The organism is Paenibacillus sp. HGF5 (assembly GCF_000204455.1).
GTDB classification, from domain to species: Bacteria; Bacillota; Bacilli; order Paenibacillales; family Paenibacillaceae; genus Paenibacillus_AQ; species Paenibacillus_AQ lautus_A.
This window is the reverse complement of sequence record NZ_AEXS01000178.1, coordinates 26,396-44,013: the sequence shown is the minus strand read 5'-3', so window position 1 is coordinate 44,013 and position 17,618 is coordinate 26,396. Positions and strand designations below refer to the sequence as shown.

The following is a 17,618-nucleotide window of genomic DNA, read 5'->3' as shown; positions in this document are numbered from 1 at the left end:
ACGTGTGTAGGTGAAACTGATGTATCCACTATCGTTACCTCTTGTTTATACGGTGAGCGCAGGAATCTATGCCTCAAGGTTAGTTTCATTGGGACATGCTGTCCACTTGAACCCACTGTACCGGTAATTGCTTCGGTAATTCGATCTTCCACTTTGTCTAAGAAGTTTGGCGCTATGCGATCCGTGCACGCCTTACCATCATAAAGCAGCTTATTTTGAATTTAATGTTTATCATTAAATAGTTATTGTTTTTCATAAATGAATCATTTAGTATATATTGTAAGTTCACATGAAAAGGAGATTGCGCATGAACGGAATTGAATTCAAAGCCAAACCTGGCTTCAAAAGAATGCACACTGCGCTTAAGATCGGATACTGGGGAGGAATCGGGCTGCTCATTGCATACGTCTGTTTCAATCTATGGCTCGGATTGAAGCCCCAGGAGATGTTCTACGCAGAGAAGGGAATCGCGCACTGGTTCTTTTCAGTACCGTTATCGGATACGGTGACGAAGAGCGTCATGGTGCCTTTCACTTATTTTCAACCGATCAATCCCGACATGTTCGATGCCAAGAACGCTTATCTGGTCGTCAGCTTGACCAATGCCACACTTGTCTTCTGTGCCTACATCTACTCGATCGGCCAGATTCGCTATATAATAGGAAGCATACTTAGCGGAAACAGCCCGTTTAGTCTGGCGAATGCCGCCCGTCTGAAAAGGCTGGGAATCATCGTTATCCTGTATTCTTTGCTGGCGAAGCTCGTTCTCAATATTCTGATCTGCCTGTTCGTTACTCGCATCTTCTCAATCAATCTGGGCGGTATCGCTTTAATCGGAATTATCATCGGCATACTAGTGCTGTTCGTCTCCGAGATTTTCAAGTACGGTGCTCTTCTGCAGGAAGAGCATGATTCGACTTTATGAGAATGGAGACTGATGATAGTGCCGATTATTATACGTCTGGACCGAGTTCTGGCCGACAAAAAAATGAAATTGAATGATCTGGCCGACAAGGTAGGGATCTCGAACGTCAATCTGTCCAATCTGAAAACGGGGAAAGTGAAGGCGATTCGGTTCTCTACCTTGGAAGCGATCTGCGAAATTCTAGACTGTCAGCCGGGAGACATTCTGGAATTTGTTCCGGCCGATAGCGACAGCTGTGAAATTGATTGAAGGTGCCTATTCTCCCTTCAATTGTTTTTTTGGCAAGCTTATCATGGGACTTATTGTTGATCGAAAGTTGATTACTTTTATCTGTTGTTGACTCAGTGGGAGCCTTCGAGCTCTCTCTCTGCTATGTAAAGCATGCCAAGGCGACTACTTCATGGGAGGTATGCTCAAGACAAAGTACACATGGATCAACCCTTCTTGTTGACTCCTCGTTGACTCGGAATATCTCAGAGCACTGTGTACCGATACACCACCCTAGCCCCAACAAAAAGAACCCGCGCAGAGCGCGGGTTCTTGCAGGTTATTCTTCCCCCGTCGCCACGGGGTTCTCCTCATAGCTGATCCAATCGCTCCAGCTGCCCGCGTACAGCTTTACGTTGCCGTACCCGGCTTCCTCCAGGGCTAGCACGTTCGGACAAGCGGTGACGCCGGAGCCGCAGTATACAATGATCTCGGCATCTTGCGGGATGTCCGAGAAATGCTCGCGGATCGCTTCCGCATCCTTCCAATGTCCGGAATCATCCAGGACGCCTTTCCAGAAATAGTTCACAGCACCCGGAATATGCCCGGCTTTGGTGTCCATAGGCTCCTCCAATCCGGCATATCTGCGCGGCTCTCGGGAATCGATGAGCGTTTTGCTTCCCTGCTGCGAAGCCGTGCGTACTTCATCGACGCGGACCCGTTTATCGGGTTTAAGATTGATGTTATATGTAACCGGAATGACGACCGGCTGTTCGTCCGTTACCGGATACGAAGCGTTCTTCCAAGCCGTAAACCCTTCATCCAATACATAAGCCTGCTCGTGGCCGGTATATTTCAGCAGCCACCATAGTCGGCTCGCCATGGCTCCGCCCTGGTCATCGTAGATCACGACGCGGCTGCTGCCCTGAATGCCGGACTGGCCTAGACGTTGTGCAAGGCGATCCAGGTCCGGCAGGGGATGGCGACCGCCGTGCTCGGTAATGGGGGAGGAGAGGTCCTTCTCCAGGTCGAGGTAAACCGCCCGCGGAATATGCGATTCCTCGTATGTGGCTCGGCCGCTTTCCGGTTTGCCGAGGGCAAAACGGCAATCGACGATGACCAGATCCGGTTCATAGAGTCTTGCCAGCAGCCATTTCATTGTCACGATATTGTTCATATGCCAGGACACCGCCTTCTATTAATAAATGATGAGATTAAGTAACCGAATTATATCATATTGCTGCTAGCGAATACGTATATAACTAAAAAGTCGACCTGTCTCATCAAATGATGAGATCAGGTCGACGATATAAGAATGAATGATGGCAAGAATCAGGACAAACCGTTTATTTCTTGATGGCTTGAAGCAGCATGGACGTATAAGCCTCGGCGCCTTCCGGCTCCAGATGGACGCCGTCGGACCGGAAGTATTCCGGATGGTCCTTACTGGCTGAATACCAATCCACCAGCGTAACTTTCGGGTTCCGTTCGGCTGCTTTGGCGAGCATGCCGTTAACGTTCTGTTCCCAATCGCGCGGAACGCGCGTATTGATAAGCAGAATCTGTTTGGCCGAATCCAGAGGGCCCAGCAGGGAATCGAGATCCTTTTGCGAGAAGGCCCCGTTGGTTCCGAGCCCGATGATGACAATGCCGCCGTCAATCCGATTTTGGGATTTCAGGGCCGGAATCAGCTCATCGGCCTGACGCATTTGGCGGCCAATCACCGCATCGACGTGAATGCCGGGCAGCGATTTTTCCAGATAAGGAGAGACCCCGAGCATCACCGAATCCCCGATGGCCGTGATGGCGGACTTGGTTACCGGTGGCTGCTCCGGCTTCGTCGTCGGTTTGGCAGGATCGCTCTTGCCGTCGGAAGTTCCGCTTGCCGGGTCCTTGGATGGATCCGGCTTATCGACCTGATCTGCATTCGGCTTATCAGTCTTCCCCTTTTCCGTTTGATCCGGAATCGGTTTCCCGGAGTCAGCCTTATCCATAGGATCGCTTTCTCCGCCGGTTTGCTTGTCTTGGACGTCTTGGTTGTTCTCTGCCGCTGGGTCCGGCATCTCGTTCTCACCAGCACCAGCGTCGTTATCTCCAGAGTCCGCCGCTCCGTCCGAAAGCGGAGCCTTAGCCCCTTCATCCCTAGAATTCGGCTCCTTCACCGTATCCGGTTGATTCGTTGGCTCTACGGCAGGAGGCGCTGCGTTGTCTCCGTTCGTGTCGACCGGTTGCGGCGGTTCGACCGTAGCAGGTCCGGTGCTTGGAGTCTGCGCCGCTTCCTCTGGAGCAGGGTCATCGATGTTCAGCATGGCAGCGATATCGCCCACCGTTCTTGCAGAGGACACGCTGCTCATCATCCCCGAACAGAATATGGCGATCAGCATAAGAGAGCTCAGGGACACGATCCAGCCTCTTAACGAAATCGAAGCCGGGCGGCGGCGAAGCGAACGGGCTTTAAGCCATAATTTTTTAAGCCCGCCATGCCGTATCGGTTCTTCGACATACTTCCAGGATAGCGCGGCCAGCAGAACGCTTGCGGTGATTTGCAGCGCAGTCTGGAGCAAACTGAGATCGCTAGCGCCGGAATCAGGCGAGGTCAGGATCATGACCGGGTAATGCCATAAGTAGATGCCATAGGAACGAACGCCGATCCACAGCAGCGGCTTCCAGCTTAACAAGCGGCTGATGGAAGCCGCAGGGTGGGCCAGCACCGCTACGAGCACGGCAGCGGCCAAGGAAAAGAGGAACATGCCTCCTTGATACAGGAATGCATCGTAACGGTCCACCTGCCACATCATGTAGAGAATGATAAGCATTGCCGAGGCGCCCGTCATGTTGAGTTTATAGCGGATGCCTCTTGAGGCGCGGGAGGACAGCTTCCAGCTGGGCCATACAATGGCCAGCCCCGCTCCGATGAGCAGGCCGAACGCCCGGGTATCCGTACCGTAGTAGACCCGGCTTGGATCGTCGCCCGGCTGATAGATCACGGCCATGAGCAGCGCGGAAATCGCGGCACCGGCGGCAATGAACCCAAAAAGCTGCCCTCGGCGGGGAAACAGCTTGAGCGCCGCCAGCATGATAACCGGCCACAGCAGGTAGAATTGTTCTTCCACCGCTAGCGACCAGAAATGCCCCAGCGGAGAAGGCGGACCAAATGATTCAAAATAGGATTGCTGCTGAAAAATAAACTGCCAGTTGCTTATGTACGTAACCGCTCCGAGCACTTCACTTCGAAGCGTAGCCAATCTTGACCGGTCGAACAGCGTTACCCATACCACAAGGATGAACAGCATGAGCAGCATCGCCGGCAGGAGACGCCGGAATCTCCGTATCCAAAAATCTTTGAGATCAATCCGCCTATGATGATGCCATTGCGAAGCCAAAATATCCGTAATGAGGTAACCGGACAATACGAAGAATAAACTTACCCCGAGAAACCCGCCGCCTGCAAAGCCAAAATTCCAGTGGTAGCCCATCACTCCGATTAATGCGAGGGCCCGCAGTCCGTCAAGACCGGGCATGTAGCGTGAATGGGGTTTATCGGATATCGGCACGGAAGATCACTCCTCTCGAAGGATCTGCGCTCATGCCGCCCTGTAACAGCCGCTGCGATAATATGTAGGACATATTCTCAAACGTCTGGGTGCTGGATAGTCGATGTGTCATTTGGAACATGGTAAACCTTCCCTTTCCTTTATAGGAGGATATTTCATATGCAGGAGACGTTTATCGAATCCTGTAATATCCTGCAACAAGATGTCATAGCTAATACTACCATCCTTGGAAAAACAGAAGGTGACAAAAAAATGAACCTACGGCTACATTGTGATGTCAATAATAAGACAGATTTTTCATTTGAAATGACAAACCGTTATGCTTGACATATCCATTATTCGGCAACGGGCTGTTAGCCGTATCGCAGGAGGCCATAAGAAAGAGGAGGTCCCTGCCTCCTCCAGTGTCCAGGTCAACCGATATTTATTTTTTTCTTTCACTTATCGACTTTAGAATCAGGTAGCGGCTCCTTGCCGTTTCCGAAAAAAGGTCTTGAGCGCCTCGTACACTTCCCCTTTGTCCTTTATGACATGGTACATGAATTGGTCCAGCTTGATATTTTTATATGCCGACATCAGCGTGCTGCTGCGATTGTATTGATTGACCTCGCCGTAACCGAACATGTTGCTCACCTTCAGCAGCTCCCCGATGAGTTTGACGCAGCGTTCATTATCGGATGTGAGATTATCGCCGTCCGAGAAGTGGAAGGGATAGATGTTGTATTTGGAAGGAGGGTACCGGTGGTGAATGATATCCAGCGCCTTCTGATACGCGGATGAACATATCGTACCGCCGCTTTCGCCGCGCGTGAAGAACTCCTCTTCGGTCACTTCCTTCGCTTCGGTATGGTGGGCGATAAACACGATTTCCACCTTCTCGTACTGCTTGCGGAGGAAACGGGTCATCCAGAAGAAAAAGCTGCGAGCGCAGTATTTCTCGAAGGAACCCATGGAACCGGAAGTGTCCATCATGGCGATGATGACCGCATTGGATTCCGGTATGACGGTGTCGTCCCAGGTTTTGTAGCGCAGGTCGTCCGGACTGATGCCGTGAATGCCGGGCTTGCCGTCCCTCGCATTGCGGCGCAGATTCTCCAGGATGGTGCGTTTCTTATCGATGTTGGACATGATGCCTTTTTTGCGGATGTCGTTGAACACGATGGACTCCGTCTCGATCTGCTCTTTATCCTTGGGCTGCAGAAGCGGGAGCTCCAGCTCCTCAAACAGCATATTCTCCAGCTCTTCCAGGCTGACCTCGGTTTCCACAATATCCTGTCCCGCCTGGTCACCGGCCGATTCTCCTTTTCCGGGCTGGGCCGCTGAAGGGTCGCGTCCAAGGACGTCCCCAACCTGACTGTCACCGTCGCCTTGACCGACATGCTTTTGCTTCTGGTAATTGTAGATGAAACGGTATTCGTCAAGGCTTCGGATCGGAACTTTAATGATCTGCTTTCCGTCGGACAAAATAATGTTTTCCTCAGTAATAAGGTCGGGCAGGTTGCGTTTGATCACTTCGCGGATTTTATGCTGGTGACGTACCTGATCCTGATAGCCTTTGCGGTGCAGCGACCAGTCTTCACGGGATACGACAAACGACAGAGCGTCTTCATTTTGCACGGACAGTCACCTCCCAAGTGTAGCCTTGACACGGTTGCCGTCTTTTCGGCTGTAGTATCTCATTATATTCGGGAGAAAGAGCGATATGTGAGTGTGAATCCGTGTTTGCCATGAAAAAGACACTTAACCTGAAATGGATCAGGCAAGTGTCCCGGTACGTAATCCTTATGCGCTTAATACGAATAGGAAAAGGGCGCCGATGGTGACGATGACTACGCCGTTCACGATGGTGGCAATGACGGCGACGGCACGCTTGCGTGTCTTAGAGAAGCAGCCGACAATGCCAAGCGCCAGGCCGACGATATTGATGATCATCACGAGAATGAAAACGGCCGCCAGCGTGGTCATCGCTTCAAGCGTTTCCTGCGTCGGCTCCAGGATCGGCCCGTTTTCCGTCATGTAAGGTTCAATCATCGTGGTGCCGAGTGCGCCGAGCAGAATATAACCAAGCAGCGTCACGATCGACAGAATGAATGATGCGATGCCGAAGCGGGAGTTCTTTCTGTCCTCGGGAGGAATGAAGGTGGTTATAGGTCGCTTGGGCGAATCTTGCCCCTCGGATGGAGAGGAAGGTGATTGTTGATCCATGTACATAATCGCTCCTAACTTGAGATTCATTCTTAATGGGTCCATGCAGGGTTTCCAAATAAAAGACATCCTTATTAATCTTTCACAAAATGGCCCTGAAATCAAGTCCAAAGCGCTTACACGCCGGTGGAAAAGCGTACGCGAATCCGTTAAACTTAACATGATTACATATGGACACGGGTGTCCGCTGACAAAAAGGGGTTGAAAAAACATGAGTCGTGCTTTCATCGCATGGGGCTCGATCCTGATGGCATTGTCCGTCGCCATTGGAGCATTCGGCGCCCATATGCTGGAGGATATCATTACGCCGGACGAGCTTGCCACCTATGAGACGGGCGTCCACTATCATATGATTCACGGACTGGCGGTCCTGATTACGGGGATTGTGGCCAAGGTGCTGGGCGAATCCCGGAAGCTGTTTTGGGCGGGGGCTTTATTCATCGCGGGAACCGTTATTTTTTCCGGCAGTCTCTACGTGTTAAGTATATCCGGCATCAAATGGCTAGGGGCGATTACGCCGATCGGCGGCGTTTCCTTTATCGCAGGCTGGCTGATCCTGATGTCCTCGGCGCTGTCCCGTAAAAACTAGTACTCAAAAAAAAGAACGGCTTCACCGATCCCTGATAAAGGGCGGCGATGCCGTTTTTACATACCTATGGTATGCTGCCGACTCAGCTCACGCTGAACTCGTCGATTTCATTGAGTTTGAAGGTATATACCTGCTTCTCATCGACATGATAGACGTTGACCAGGAAATTGCTTTCGTCATAATTGAGTATTCGGCAGGGTAGGCTTGTCTGCTTACCGTGGCGGTTGGTTGTCAGGCGAACAAGGCGATTGTCCTTACTGTATACTTTAATCCATTCAAAGGGATCATTTCCGGCGAGTGGAGTTTGGACAGGAGGTGCGCTTGCAGCGATCTTTTTTTCCGGCGAGGATATCGCAGGCGGAGCAGGTTTCTCGTGCTGAGTCATGGAAGAAGCCATCTTCCGGGAGGCATTGCTAATAACGGAATCTTTCTTGGCTTGGACCAAGGTGTTGATAATTTCTCCAAGTTCCATTCCGGACTTAATCCGGAAATCGACGACTTCGGCCTTGTCGTTCAGCATTTCCAGCAAATATTGCAAAGCCAGTGCGTTGGAGTGACTCTTGACCAGAATATCAACGTTGAATAAAAAGCCGTTATCATCGGTGACAGGAATTGTGTTCATAGCTTTTATCATTCACCAGCTTTCACAGGTTTTCTTCTGAATCAAATATACCATAATTTTCGAATTTTCATAGTCCTAATGTCACGGATATTTCATTTTTATTCTAATAAATCGAGAGACGTTCGCACCATAAACATAAGGCGCCCTTGCGCAATGTCAGAGACATTCGCACCATGTCGGTTCAAAGAGAATAAATATAATTCTAAGCCGATGTGAGGGGAGGATTGTTTATATTGGTGACTTTACTGCCGATCGAGATTGAAGGACATACCGTTATGGGCGTCGAGGTCAAACTTCCGAAAACTACGCTGCTGGCTGTATACACTTCCCGTGGTTATATTATGTGCGGTGCCCTCGATGTGGGCCTTCTGAACGAACAGCTTGCAGACCGCAAGATTATTGCCGGGAGAGCCGTTGGGGTTCGCACATTGGAGCAGCTGCTGGAGGCACCGCTGGAATCGGTAACCTTGGAGGCGGAGAAGTGGGGCATTCATCCCGGCCTCGCCGGCAAGGATGCGATCCTGCGGATGATTTGAGCCCAGCAGGCTTAAGCGGTACAAGAGTGATTCCGGTGCGGATCGCTCTTTTTTTAATGAGATAAGCGATGCTTTTGTCAGCTTCACAGGGAAAAAAATGCGCCGAAACGCCATCAAAGAGAACAAACGGACAATCGGCGGGGGCCTTTTGTCCGTTTGTTCGTTGATGGTGAAAAATATTGGGGAATCCTGCAGCGGCTTATTCGAACAAGCTTTTCAAGCTCTCTTCGTAAGGTGCTTGCACGACGCCTTTTTCCGTAATGATCGCTGTCACGTATTCGTTCGGCGTAATGTCGAAGGCAGGATTGTACACTTTAACGCCTTGCGGAGCGGTGCGCTTGCCGAAACCTTCCGTGATCTCTTCCGCCGGCCGCTCCTCAATCGGAATATCGGCACCCGTCTTCGTATTCAGGTCGACCGTGGACAACGGGCACGCCACATAAAAAGGTATGCCATGGGCTTTCGCCAGAACCGCGACCCCATACGTACCGATTTTGTTGGCGACATCGCCGTTTGCGGCTACGCGATCCGTACCGACGATAACCGCTTGTATCCAACCTTTGGACATGACCATGGCGGCCATGTTGTCTGCCAGCAGCGTAACGTCGATGCCGGCCTGCTGGAGTTCAAAGGCGGTTAGGCGGGCACCTTGCAGAACGGGTCTCGTCTCATCCGCGAACACCTTGATGTTCAGGCCCTGCTCATGGGCCAGATACATTGGCGCCAGGGCGGTCCCGTATTTGGCGGTCGCCAATCCCCCCGCATTGCAGTGGGTGAGCACGCCCATCCCGTCCCGGAAGAACGGCAGGGCGTGCTCGCCGATGCGGCGGCATACATCCTCGTCCTCGGCCCGGATGGCCTCGGCTTCGGCGAGCAGCGCCGCGTTCAGACCAGCCGTGTCGAGATCCGAACCCGCCAGCTTCTCGGCTGCAAGCTTGATGCGGTCCAGCGCCCAGAACAGATTGACGGCCGTCGGTCTGGACGTTGCGAGATAAGCGCAGGTTTTTGCGATTTGCTGAAGCCACTCCTCGCGACGGTCGGCTTCCACCTGCATTCCGCCGAGTACGGCGCCGAATGCTGCCGCGATGCCGATCGCCGGTGCGCCGCGGACTTTCATGGAGTGAATCCCTTCCCAGACTTCCTCTGGCGTATAGAGCTTAAGATAGACGATCTCTTCCGGGAGCAAGCGCTGATCCAGAAGGACCAGATGGTCTCCTCCCCAGTAAACCGAGCTTAGCGGTTCATAGGTGCTGGTATTGCCGGTAGTCATACCGCTCATATCGATACCTCATTTCCTTTGGATGCTTGCTTGATCAAGGTCAGCATGTCCTCGAAGGACTTGATGCTGCGGTGATGGCGCACGAGATTTTTGCCGATGGCGAGCGCTTTGCGCTGTGCAGTCTCTCTGGCCTTATCATCTGCGATGGTATCGATGTCCGCAACATGGGACAATCCGACGATGCGCCGAATCATTTTGCAGCCCGCGAATCCTGCGGCATCCTTCAAAACCTGCGACACATAATGGTCCTGATAGCCTGGCGTGCGGGACATCTCGTCCAAGAGATCATCGTTCCACAGCGAGCGGAAGTTGTTCTCGAAGTGGGTCCAAACGCCGCTCGCCATCTCGAGGAGTCGGGCTTCCCTGGCGGCCAGCGTCTGCTCGTCCCCGCTCCAGCCCGGCTGTGCCGCGTAGTTCAGCAGGAGGTTGCCGATCACCGCGCCGATATCGAATCCCATCGGGCCGAAATAAGCGAATTCCGGATCGATCACCTTGGTGGATTCCGGCGTGACGAAGATGCTGCCCGTATGCAGATCCCCGTGGAGCAGAGCTTGCGCATGGGTCAGAAACTTATGGCGCAGCAGCGCGACTTCGAAGTGAAGCGGCAGGTCGGCGCGAAGGGCTTCCGCTTCATCGGCAATGCTCTGTTCATAGTTGTTGTTGGCGGATTCACGGTATGGATCCTCAAAGATTAAGTCCTCGGTAATTTTGCATAGATCCGGATTAACGAAACGGCCGGCAAGTTCCTTCTTCTTCTGCTGGTTCATGCCCAGATCCGACGTATAGAACAGGGTTCTGGCCAAAAACCGGCCGATATGCTCCGCGAACTTCGGATAGGCGATGCCTTCGATAAGGCCTTTGCGCATGATGGTGTACTCGCTCAAGTCTTCCATCACGGTGTAGGCGAGCTCATCCGAATAGCCGTATACTTTCGGAACGAGGTCAGGGCACAGGGAGTACTCCGTCTCCAGGGCGAGACGTTCGATGCGCGCGCGGTCGAGAGACAGCGGCCAGGATTCGCCTACGACTTTTGCATAAGGAACAGCTTGCTTGATAATGATACTATCAGCCGTATTTTTGGCGGTGACATGAAACACCAGATTGAGATTGCCGTCGCCGATTTCGCGGCATTCGAGTTCGGCATGCTCCGGGAACCGGCCGGGTATACTTTTAGCTAATTGTATCGCTTCGTCCGCGTTCAGCGGATGATATGCAGACATGGATGGTCACCCCCAAATATAATAGAAGAAAAACAAAGCCAACTTTTTTGCTTGGTATTACCTAGTATAACGTTTTTTCGCGAATTTTGTATAATTTTTTGGCAAGTCTCAAGGTTAGCTGAACCTGATTCGCTTCGCAGTCCTAAGGGTAAACTACAAATAGACGCCCAAGCACAGGATGTACTCATATATTAATGAAGGAATAGCATTAGCAGATGGTTCCAGTTACAATGGGGATACACCGATCTGCCGAATGCTCCTTTGACGCAGTACAGGGTGCATTTCATATAGAAAAGGAAGGGATAAACCATGGCAAAAACTACATCTGGCAAAGCTGCAGGAAAAACGAAAAACGCAAGTCTGGAGCAATTGCTCAATCAGCAGGTTGCGAACTTCAACGTGCTCTACGTCAAACTTCACAATTATCACTGGTATGTAACCGGAGAGCAGTTCTACTCCCTTCATGTTAAATTCGAAGAGCTGTATGACGAAATCACGCTTAAAATGGATGAGGTTGCGGAGCGCCTGCTTTCGATCAAAGGCAAGCCGGCTGCAACGATGAAAGAATATCTGGAGCTTGCGACCGTTCAGGAGGCATCCGGCAACGAGGATACCCGCGGCATGGTACAAGCCTTGGTCGAGGACTTCGCTACCGTATCCGAGGAATTGGCGGAAGGCATCGAAATGGCGGAGGAAGCCGGAGATGCGCCGACAGCCGACATGTTCACCGGGTTCAAGGCCGATCTCGAGAAGCATATGTGGATGCTGCGCTCATACCTTGGATAAAGCGTGATTCCAATAGAATGATATCCTAATTCATTCCGTATATTTGCTGCAGCTTGAGACTCGTTAACGAGTCCTTATAGCTCTTGGTGCCCCGACACCGTCTGACGACGCGCGGTTGACGCCGTTGCCTAGATGCCGTGGCGACATGGGGTGCCTCAGCATATACGGCGGATGAAAAGGGAAGAATGAAACAGGCTTGGCCGGTTAATCGGCCAAGCCTGTTTTTAATGGTTACAGTTGTCCGAATGTTGTCTCCAAAAGGCTTGTCCGGTTGAAATACGTCACTTTTTATTATAAAATGGCTTGAGAATCATTGATAATCAGTTTAGAATGATTATAAATAAAGAATTACTTTTTGTTTTATGAAATCAGGGCGTACAATCCTGTTATCATATGGGACAACAAATACACTACCTATTCAACGGAGGGAATCTAATATGTCAACCAAGTTTGTCATTGAAGGATTGAAAGCAACGATCGAAGGCAAGGAGATCCTGAAGGGGATCAACCTTGAGATGAAGGGCGGAGAAGTTCATGCCATCATGGGACCAAACGGAACGGGTAAAAGTACGTTGGCTTCCGCGTTGATGGGTCATCCTAAATATGAAGTTACGGAAGGCAAAGTATTGCTTAACGATGAAGACGTGCTGGAGATGGAAGTTGATGAGCGTGCTCGGGCAGGTATGTTCCTGGCCATGCAATATCCAAGTGAAATCGCTGGTGTAACAAATTCCGACTTCCTGCGCAGCTCCATCAATGCACGCCGCGGTGAAGGCAATGAGATTTCCCTGATCAAGTTCATTCGTCAAATGGAAGGCAAAATGAAAGAGCTCGAGATGAATCCCGAGTTCGCTCATCGTTATCTGAACGAAGGCTTCTCCGGTGGTGAGAAGAAGCGTAACGAAATCCTGCAGATGATGCTGCTGGATCCGAAACTCGTCATTCTTGACGAAGTAGACTCCGGTCTTGATATCGATGCATTAAGAATTGTAGCAAACGGTGTGAATAGCATGAAATCCGAAGAACGTGGTTTCTTGATTATTACCCACTACCAACGTTTGCTTAACTATATTACTCCAGATTTTGTGCATGTTATGATGCAAGGACGTATCGTGAAATCCGGCGGACCGGAACTGGCTGAGCGTTTGGAAGCAGAAGGCTATGACTGGATTAAGGAAGAGCTGGGCATTACGGATGAAACTGTAGGTCAAGACGCGTAAATTGACGGGAGGAGGAAACGATATGACTACACAAACCATACTTCCGGTCAACGCTGAGGCTTTGAAGGCTTTGTCCGAGAGTAGACAGGAACCAACTTGGCTGACAGACAGCCGTTTGGCTTCTTTGGAACTTGCCGGCCAATTGGAATTGCCTAAGCTGGAGAAACAACGCATTGAGCGTTGGAACATCCACAGCTACGGTGAATATAAAGAAAGCAAAAAACTCGCTTCCCTCGATGAACTGCCAGAGCGGGCAGCACAGCTTGTCGAAGGTTCAAGGGAAGGCGGACTGGTTATTCAACGCAACTCCGGAACGGTATATACAAGTCTGGCTTCGGAACTTGCTGCCAAAGGCGTGATTTTTACGGATTTGGAAACAGCCGTGAGAAAGCATGAGGATCTGGTTAAACCTTACCTGCATCAAGCGCTTAAGAATGACGAGCACGCACTGGCTGCTCTCCATGCTGCGGTTTGGAACGGCGGAGTCTTTCTTTATGTTCCTAAGAATGTTGAGGTTGATGTTCCGCTTCAAGCGGTTATGCTGACTGATGATGCCGAAGCGACTTTCGCTCCGCACGTGCTGATTGTAGCCGAAGCTAACAGCCAAATCACATATGTAGACAACTATGTATCGGATTCTCTGGCTGCGCCGGTAACACATAACGGAGCGGTAGAGATCTTTGCCAAAAATGGTGCGAAAGTTCGTTATGCTTCCGTTCACCAGTTGACTGTAGAAACAACGGATGTTACGTTCCGCCGTGCAGTACTCGACAATGATGCTTCGATCGAATGGATCGTTGGCGAGATGAACGATGGCGATACAGCCAGCGATACCATGAGTATTCTGAAGGGCAACGGTTCGACATCCGATGCGAAAGTCATTGCTGTAGGTTCCGGGTCCCAAAAGATCAACTACACAACGCAAGCGAAGCATTATGGTAAGAGCTCTGCTTCCCAGATGATTACGCGTGCAGTTATGCGTGAAGAAGCACAAGCCATCATCAACGGAATTACCAAGATCGAGAAGGGTGCCACGAAGGCGGACGGACAGCAAACTGAGCGCGTTCTGATGCTGAGCCCAAAAGCCCGCGGCGACGCGAACCCGATCCTGTTGATTGACGAGGATGATGTAACAGCAGGACACGCGGCGTCCGTAGGACAAGTGAACCGGGAGCAAATTTACTACCTGATGTCCCGCGGTATCTCCCGTTCCGTTGCAGAATCCCTGATTATTTACGGCTTCTTGGCTCCGGTTGTCAGCGAAATTCCGCTCGAGGGACTTCGCGACCAGCTGCAGGGGCTCGTTGAAAGGAAGCTGGGACAATGATCGCCTCCGTCCGTGAGCAATTTCCCATTCTTCACCAGGAGATCAACGGACATCCGCTGGTATATCTCGACAATGCCGCGACATCGCAAAAGCCGCAGGTGGTCATAGATGCCGTCAAGCGGTACTACGAATGGGAGAACTCCAATGTGCACCGCGGAGTTCATACGCTCGGCAGCCGTGCTACCGATGCTTATGAAGGAGCCAGGGAGAAGGTTGCCCGTTTCATAAATGCCGAGAGTTCGGAGCAGATTATATTCACCCGCGGAACGACGACGGCCCTGAATCTGGTGGCTTCATCCTACGCACGCTCCGTTTGTGGTCCTGGAGATGAAATCGTCCTGACGGAAATGGAGCATCACAGCAATCTCATTCCGTGGCAGCAGGCGGCCATCGCCGTCGGCGCTACGCTGAAATATATTCCTCTACAGCCTGACGGTACGATCCGTGTCGAAGATGTAGAGGAACTGGTTACCGAACGGACGAAAGTCGTAGCCATCGCATACGTGTCCAACGTTATGGGCGTCGTGCATCCCGTCAAACAAATCGCGGAAATCGCGCATCGGCACGGTGCCGTTATCGTGGTGGACGGGGCGCAAAGCACGCCGCACATGAAAGTGGACGTTCAGGACCTGGACTGCGATTTCTACGCTTTGTCCGGACACAAGATGTGTGCTCCGACAGGTATCGGCGCATTATACGGCAAGAAGGCGCTGCTGGAATCAATGGAGCCGATCGAATTCGGCGGAGAGATGATCAATGACGTCGGGTTGTACGAATCGAACTGGAAGGAGCTCCCTTGGAAGTTTGAGGGCGGCACGCCCATCATTGCAGGAGCTGTCGGACTTGGCGCCGCGATCGATTTCCTGGAGGAAATCGGAATGGATGCCATCGAACGGCATGAGGCTCAGCTTGCGAACTACGCCATGGACCGGATCTCCGAGATCGAAGGCATCTCCATTTACGGTCCCCGTAAGCGTAAAGTGGGCCTTATCACATTCAATCTTGGAGACGTTCATCCGCATGACGTGGCAACCGTTCTGGATGCCCAGGGGATTGCGATTCGTGCAGGACATCATTGCTGTCAACCGCTTATGCGTTGGTTAAAAGTATCTTCCACGGCACGCGCGAGCTTTTATCTGTATAATACAGAAGAGGACGTTGATCGATTAGTTAGCGCCTTAATCCAGACAAAGGAGTATTTTGGCGATGCAACTTGACGATTTGTACAGACGTGTCATCATGGATCATTATAAGAACCCCCGCAATCGCGGCAAGTTTGAAGAAGATGCGGTAACCATCGATTTGAACAATCCGACCTGCGGAGATCGCATTTCCTTGCAGCTTAAGGTAGAGAACGGCGTGGTCGCCGATGCCAAATATACGGGGGAAGGCTGCTCCATCAGCATGTCTTCCGCCTCGATGATGACAGACGCCGTAAAGGGCAGAACGCTGGACGAAGCGATCAGTCTGGCGGACCGCTTTTCTTCCCTTATGAAAGGCGATGAAGTGGAATTTGACGAGTACGAGGATATTGAAGCCCTATCCGGTGTTAACAAGTTTCCTGCCCGCATTAAATGCGCAACACTTGCGTGGAACGCACTCCGAAAAGGAATTGACGCGAAGTAAGCGAATGAACAGATCGATAGGGAGGTAAGTTAAATGGCTAAAAAAGCGCCAGAAATGGAAGAGTATAAATATGGTTTCCGTGACGAGCACAAGGCTATTTTCCAAACCGGTAAAGGTTTGACGCGTGAAGTCGTGACGGAAATATCCAAAATCAAGAACGAACCTGAGTGGATGCTGGAATTTCGTTTGAAATCACTGGAGCAGTTCGAGAAAATGCCGATGCCTCGCTGGGGCGGCGACCTCGATGAGCTGGATTTCAATGATATCCAGTACTATGTAAGACCATCCGAGAAACAAGGGAAGACTTGGGAGGAAGTACCTGCCGAGATTAAGGAAACCTTTGATAAATTGGGTATTCCGGAAGCCGAGCAGAAGTTTCTGGCGGGCGTATCCGCACAGTACGAATCCGAAGTGGTTTACCATAACATGCAGAAGGATCTTGAGGATCAAGGCGTTATCTTCATGGATACCGATACGGCTCTCAGAGAGCATCCGGAGATTCTGAAAGAATACTTTGCAACGGTTGTTCCTCCAGCCGATAATAAGTTTGCTGCGCTGAACAGTGCCGTATGGTCTGGCGGAAGCTTTATCTATGTTCCAAAAGGCGTAAAATGTGAAATTCCGCTTCAGGCATATTTCCGTATCAATTCCGAGAACATGGGCCAATTCGAACGCACATTGATCATTGCCGACGAGGACAGCTTCGTACATTACGTAGAAGGCTGTACAGCCCCCATCTACAGCACGAACTCGCTGCATAGTGCGGTAGTTGAGATCATCTGTAAGAAGAATGCTCGTGTTCGTTATACAACAATTCAGAACTGGGCACCAAACATCTACAACCTGGTAACGAAGCGTGCTGTTGCTGAAGAGAACGCCACGATGGAATGGGTGGACGGCAACATCGGCTCTAAGCTGACGATGAAATACCCTGCCGTTGTTCTGAAGGGTCGCGGTGCTAAAGGTTCCGTACTTTCCATCGCAGTAGCAGGCAAAGGCCAGCACCAGGATGCAGGTGCGAAGATGCTCCATCTGGCACCGGACACTACGTCTACAATCGTATCCAAATCCATCAGTAAGCATGGTGGTAAAGTAACATACCGGGGACTTGCTTCCTTTGGCCGCAATGCGGAGGGCGCAAAAGCCAATATCCAGTGTGATACGCTCATCCTCGACAATGAATCGACGTCCGATACGATTCCTTATAACGAGATCAAGAACGATAATATTACGCTGGAGCATGAGGCGACCGTATCTAAGGTTTCCGAGGAACAATTGTTCTACCTCATGAGCCGTGGACTCAGCGAATCCGAAGCTACGCAAATGATCGTTATGGGCTTTATCGAGCCGTTCACCAAAGAACTTCCGATGGAGTATGCCGTTGAAATGAACCGCCTGATCAAATTCGAAATGGAAGGTTCCATCGGCTAAATAGTTCATATGAACACAGGAGCGAATCACTCAGGGATGGGTGATTCGCTCTTTTTTTTGTGCTTGAACGTTTATGGGAATAGCACCGAGG

The 17,618-nt window shown here is 51.1% G+C and carries 19 protein-coding genes; 11 read left to right on the top strand and 8 right to left on the bottom strand.

What is annotated here, in order from left to right; all coding sequences use genetic code 11:
- Positions 1-307 precede the first annotated feature (307 nt).
- Together HMPREF9412_RS30345 and HMPREF9412_RS30340 are read left to right on the top strand one after the other, a co-directional pair.
- Positions 308-925, top strand: a complete 618-nt coding sequence (locus HMPREF9412_RS30345) for a DUF2975 domain-containing protein (protein WP_009595736.1) — start codon at positions 308-310, stop codon at positions 923-925.
- 18 nt (positions 926-943) lie between these two features.
- Positions 944-1,174, top strand: coding sequence for a helix-turn-helix domain-containing protein (locus HMPREF9412_RS30340; protein WP_009595835.1), 231 nt, complete (start codon positions 944-946; stop codon positions 1,172-1,174).
- A 298-nt stretch (positions 1,175-1,472) separates the two neighbouring features.
- Here HMPREF9412_RS30340 and HMPREF9412_RS30335 read toward each other — a convergent pair whose 3' ends face one another.
- From HMPREF9412_RS30335 to HMPREF9412_RS33065, 3 genes are all read right to left on the bottom strand, one after another.
- The gene (locus HMPREF9412_RS30335; RefSeq protein WP_036674158.1) at positions 1,473-2,309 is read right to left on the bottom strand and encodes a sulfurtransferase; all 837 of its coding nucleotides are present in this window, start codon (positions 2,307-2,309) and stop codon (positions 1,473-1,475) included.
- Between the two features lie 169 nt (positions 2,310-2,478).
- Positions 2,479-4,686, bottom strand: a complete 2,208-nt coding sequence (locus HMPREF9412_RS30330; RefSeq protein ID WP_009595849.1) for an acyltransferase family protein — start codon at positions 4,684-4,686, stop codon at positions 2,479-2,481.
- Positions 4,670-4,807, bottom strand: a complete 138-nt coding sequence (locus HMPREF9412_RS33065) for a hypothetical protein (protein WP_009595812.1) — start codon at positions 4,805-4,807, stop codon at positions 4,670-4,672. Before HMPREF9412_RS33065 ends, HMPREF9412_RS30330 begins: the two co-directional genes overlap by 17 nt.
- 38 nt (positions 4,808-4,845) lie before the next feature.
- Here HMPREF9412_RS33065 and HMPREF9412_RS33060 point away from each other — a divergent pair, with 38 nt between their 5' ends.
- The gene (locus tag HMPREF9412_RS33060; protein WP_175320829.1) at positions 4,846-5,013 is read left to right on the top strand and encodes a hypothetical protein; all 168 of its coding nucleotides are present in this window, start codon (positions 4,846-4,848) and stop codon (positions 5,011-5,013) included.
- A gap of 129 nt (positions 5,014-5,142) precedes the next feature.
- On the opposite strand, the gene yhbH is transcribed toward HMPREF9412_RS33060, so the two are convergent.
- Both yhbH and HMPREF9412_RS30320 read right to left on the bottom strand, forming a co-directional pair.
- Positions 5,143-6,303, bottom strand: a complete 1,161-nt coding sequence (gene yhbH, locus HMPREF9412_RS30325; protein ID WP_009595852.1) for a sporulation protein YhbH — start codon at positions 6,301-6,303, stop codon at positions 5,143-5,145.
- A gap of 165 nt (positions 6,304-6,468) precedes the next feature.
- Positions 6,469-6,891, bottom strand: a complete 423-nt coding sequence (locus HMPREF9412_RS30320; protein ID WP_254664141.1) for a hypothetical protein — start codon at positions 6,889-6,891, stop codon at positions 6,469-6,471.
- Positions 6,892-7,102: 211 nt separating this feature from the next.
- Between HMPREF9412_RS30320 and HMPREF9412_RS30315 the strand changes: the two genes are divergently transcribed.
- Positions 7,103-7,480 carry a DUF423 domain-containing protein gene (locus tag HMPREF9412_RS30315; protein WP_009595784.1) on the top strand — a complete coding sequence of 126 codons (378 nt, stop codon included), beginning with the start codon at positions 7,103-7,105 and terminating at the stop codon, positions 7,478-7,480.
- Between the two features lie 82 nt (positions 7,481-7,562).
- On the opposite strand, the gene HMPREF9412_RS30310 is transcribed toward HMPREF9412_RS30315, so the two are convergent.
- Complete coding sequence (locus tag HMPREF9412_RS30310) at positions 7,563-8,102, bottom strand: hypothetical protein (RefSeq protein WP_254664140.1); 540 nt, start codon at positions 8,100-8,102, stop codon at positions 7,563-7,565.
- A 233-nt stretch (positions 8,103-8,335) separates the two neighbouring features.
- On the opposite strand from HMPREF9412_RS30310, the gene HMPREF9412_RS30305 reads away from it, so the two are divergent.
- Complete coding sequence (locus HMPREF9412_RS30305; RefSeq protein WP_009595810.1) at positions 8,336-8,638, top strand: YunC family protein; 303 nt, start codon at positions 8,336-8,338, stop codon at positions 8,636-8,638.
- A gap of 199 nt (positions 8,639-8,837) precedes the next feature.
- Here the strand turns inward: HMPREF9412_RS30305 and mtnA are convergent, their stop codons facing one another.
- Together mtnA and mtnK are read right to left on the bottom strand one after the other, a co-directional pair.
- On the bottom strand, positions 8,838-9,917 hold the full coding sequence (gene mtnA / locus HMPREF9412_RS30300) for an S-methyl-5-thioribose-1-phosphate isomerase (protein ID WP_009595836.1): 1,080 nt from the start codon (positions 9,915-9,917) through the stop codon (positions 8,838-8,840).
- Complete coding sequence (mtnK, locus tag HMPREF9412_RS30295) at positions 9,914-11,137, bottom strand: S-methyl-5-thioribose kinase (RefSeq protein WP_009595845.1); 1,224 nt, start codon at positions 11,135-11,137, stop codon at positions 9,914-9,916. The genes mtnA and mtnK overlap by 4 nt, the downstream gene beginning before the upstream one ends.
- A gap of 309 nt (positions 11,138-11,446) precedes the next feature.
- Here mtnK and HMPREF9412_RS30290 point away from each other — a divergent pair, with 309 nt between their 5' ends.
- From HMPREF9412_RS30290 to sufB, 6 genes are all read left to right on the top strand, one after another.
- Positions 11,447-11,923, top strand: coding sequence for a Dps family protein (locus tag HMPREF9412_RS30290; RefSeq protein ID WP_009595811.1), 477 nt, complete (start codon positions 11,447-11,449; stop codon positions 11,921-11,923).
- Positions 11,924-12,360: 437 nt separating this feature from the next.
- The gene (gene sufC / locus HMPREF9412_RS30285; protein WP_009595714.1) at positions 12,361-13,143 is read left to right on the top strand and encodes a Fe-S cluster assembly ATPase SufC; all 783 of its coding nucleotides are present in this window, start codon (positions 12,361-12,363) and stop codon (positions 13,141-13,143) included.
- 22 nt (positions 13,144-13,165) lie between these two features.
- A complete protein-coding gene (gene sufD, locus HMPREF9412_RS30280; protein WP_009595741.1) occupies positions 13,166-14,470 on the top strand; it encodes a Fe-S cluster assembly protein SufD in 1,305 nt (434 codons plus the stop codon).
- The gene (locus HMPREF9412_RS30275; protein WP_009595771.1) at positions 14,467-15,687 is read left to right on the top strand and encodes a cysteine desulfurase; all 1,221 of its coding nucleotides are present in this window, start codon (positions 14,467-14,469) and stop codon (positions 15,685-15,687) included. Before sufD ends, HMPREF9412_RS30275 begins: the two co-directional genes overlap by 4 nt.
- Positions 15,677-16,096, top strand: a complete 420-nt coding sequence (gene sufU, locus HMPREF9412_RS30270) for a Fe-S cluster assembly sulfur transfer protein SufU (RefSeq protein WP_009595801.1) — start codon at positions 15,677-15,679, stop codon at positions 16,094-16,096. The genes HMPREF9412_RS30275 and sufU overlap by 11 nt, the downstream gene beginning before the upstream one ends.
- A 33-nt stretch (positions 16,097-16,129) precedes the next feature.
- Positions 16,130-17,527 carry a Fe-S cluster assembly protein SufB gene (gene sufB, locus HMPREF9412_RS30265; protein WP_009595766.1) on the top strand — a complete coding sequence of 466 codons (1,398 nt, stop codon included), beginning with the start codon at positions 16,130-16,132 and terminating at the stop codon, positions 17,525-17,527.
- Positions 17,528-17,618: the final 91 nt, after the last annotated feature.

Coding starts and splice junctions, on each gene's coding strand:
- HMPREF9412_RS30345 (WP_009595736.1), top strand. CDS start 308: ATGAACGGAATTGAATTCAAAGCCAAACCTGGCTTCAAAAGAATGCAC.
- HMPREF9412_RS30335 (WP_036674158.1), bottom strand. CDS start 2,309: ATGAACAATATCGTGACAATGAAATGGCTGCTGGCAAGACTCTATGAA.
- HMPREF9412_RS33065 (WP_009595812.1), bottom strand. CDS start 4,807: ATGTTCCAAATGACACATCGACTATCCAGCACCCAGACGTTTGAGAAT.
- HMPREF9412_RS33060 (WP_175320829.1), top strand. CDS start 4,846: ATGCAGGAGACGTTTATCGAATCCTGTAATATCCTGCAACAAGATGTC.
- HMPREF9412_RS30320 (WP_254664141.1), bottom strand. CDS start 6,891: ATGGATCAACAATCACCTTCCTCTCCATCCGAGGGGCAAGATTCGCCC.
- HMPREF9412_RS30315 (WP_009595784.1), top strand. CDS start 7,103: ATGAGTCGTGCTTTCATCGCATGGGGCTCGATCCTGATGGCATTGTCC.
- HMPREF9412_RS30310 (WP_254664140.1), bottom strand. CDS start 8,102: ATGAACACAATTCCTGTCACCGATGATAACGGCTTTTTATTCAACGTT.
- mtnA (WP_009595836.1), bottom strand. CDS start 9,917: ATGAGCGGTATGACTACCGGCAATACCAGCACCTATGAACCGCTAAGC.
- mtnK (WP_009595845.1), bottom strand. CDS start 11,137: ATGTCTGCATATCATCCGCTGAACGCGGACGAAGCGATACAATTAGCT.
- HMPREF9412_RS30290 (WP_009595811.1), top strand. CDS start 11,447: ATGGCAAAAACTACATCTGGCAAAGCTGCAGGAAAAACGAAAAACGCA.
- sufC (WP_009595714.1), top strand. CDS start 12,361: ATGTCAACCAAGTTTGTCATTGAAGGATTGAAAGCAACGATCGAAGGC.
- sufD (WP_009595741.1), top strand. CDS start 13,166: ATGACTACACAAACCATACTTCCGGTCAACGCTGAGGCTTTGAAGGCT.
- HMPREF9412_RS30275 (WP_009595771.1), top strand. CDS start 14,467: ATGATCGCCTCCGTCCGTGAGCAATTTCCCATTCTTCACCAGGAGATC.
- sufU (WP_009595801.1), top strand. CDS start 15,677: ATGCAACTTGACGATTTGTACAGACGTGTCATCATGGATCATTATAAG.
- sufB (WP_009595766.1), top strand. CDS start 16,130: ATGGCTAAAAAAGCGCCAGAAATGGAAGAGTATAAATATGGTTTCCGT.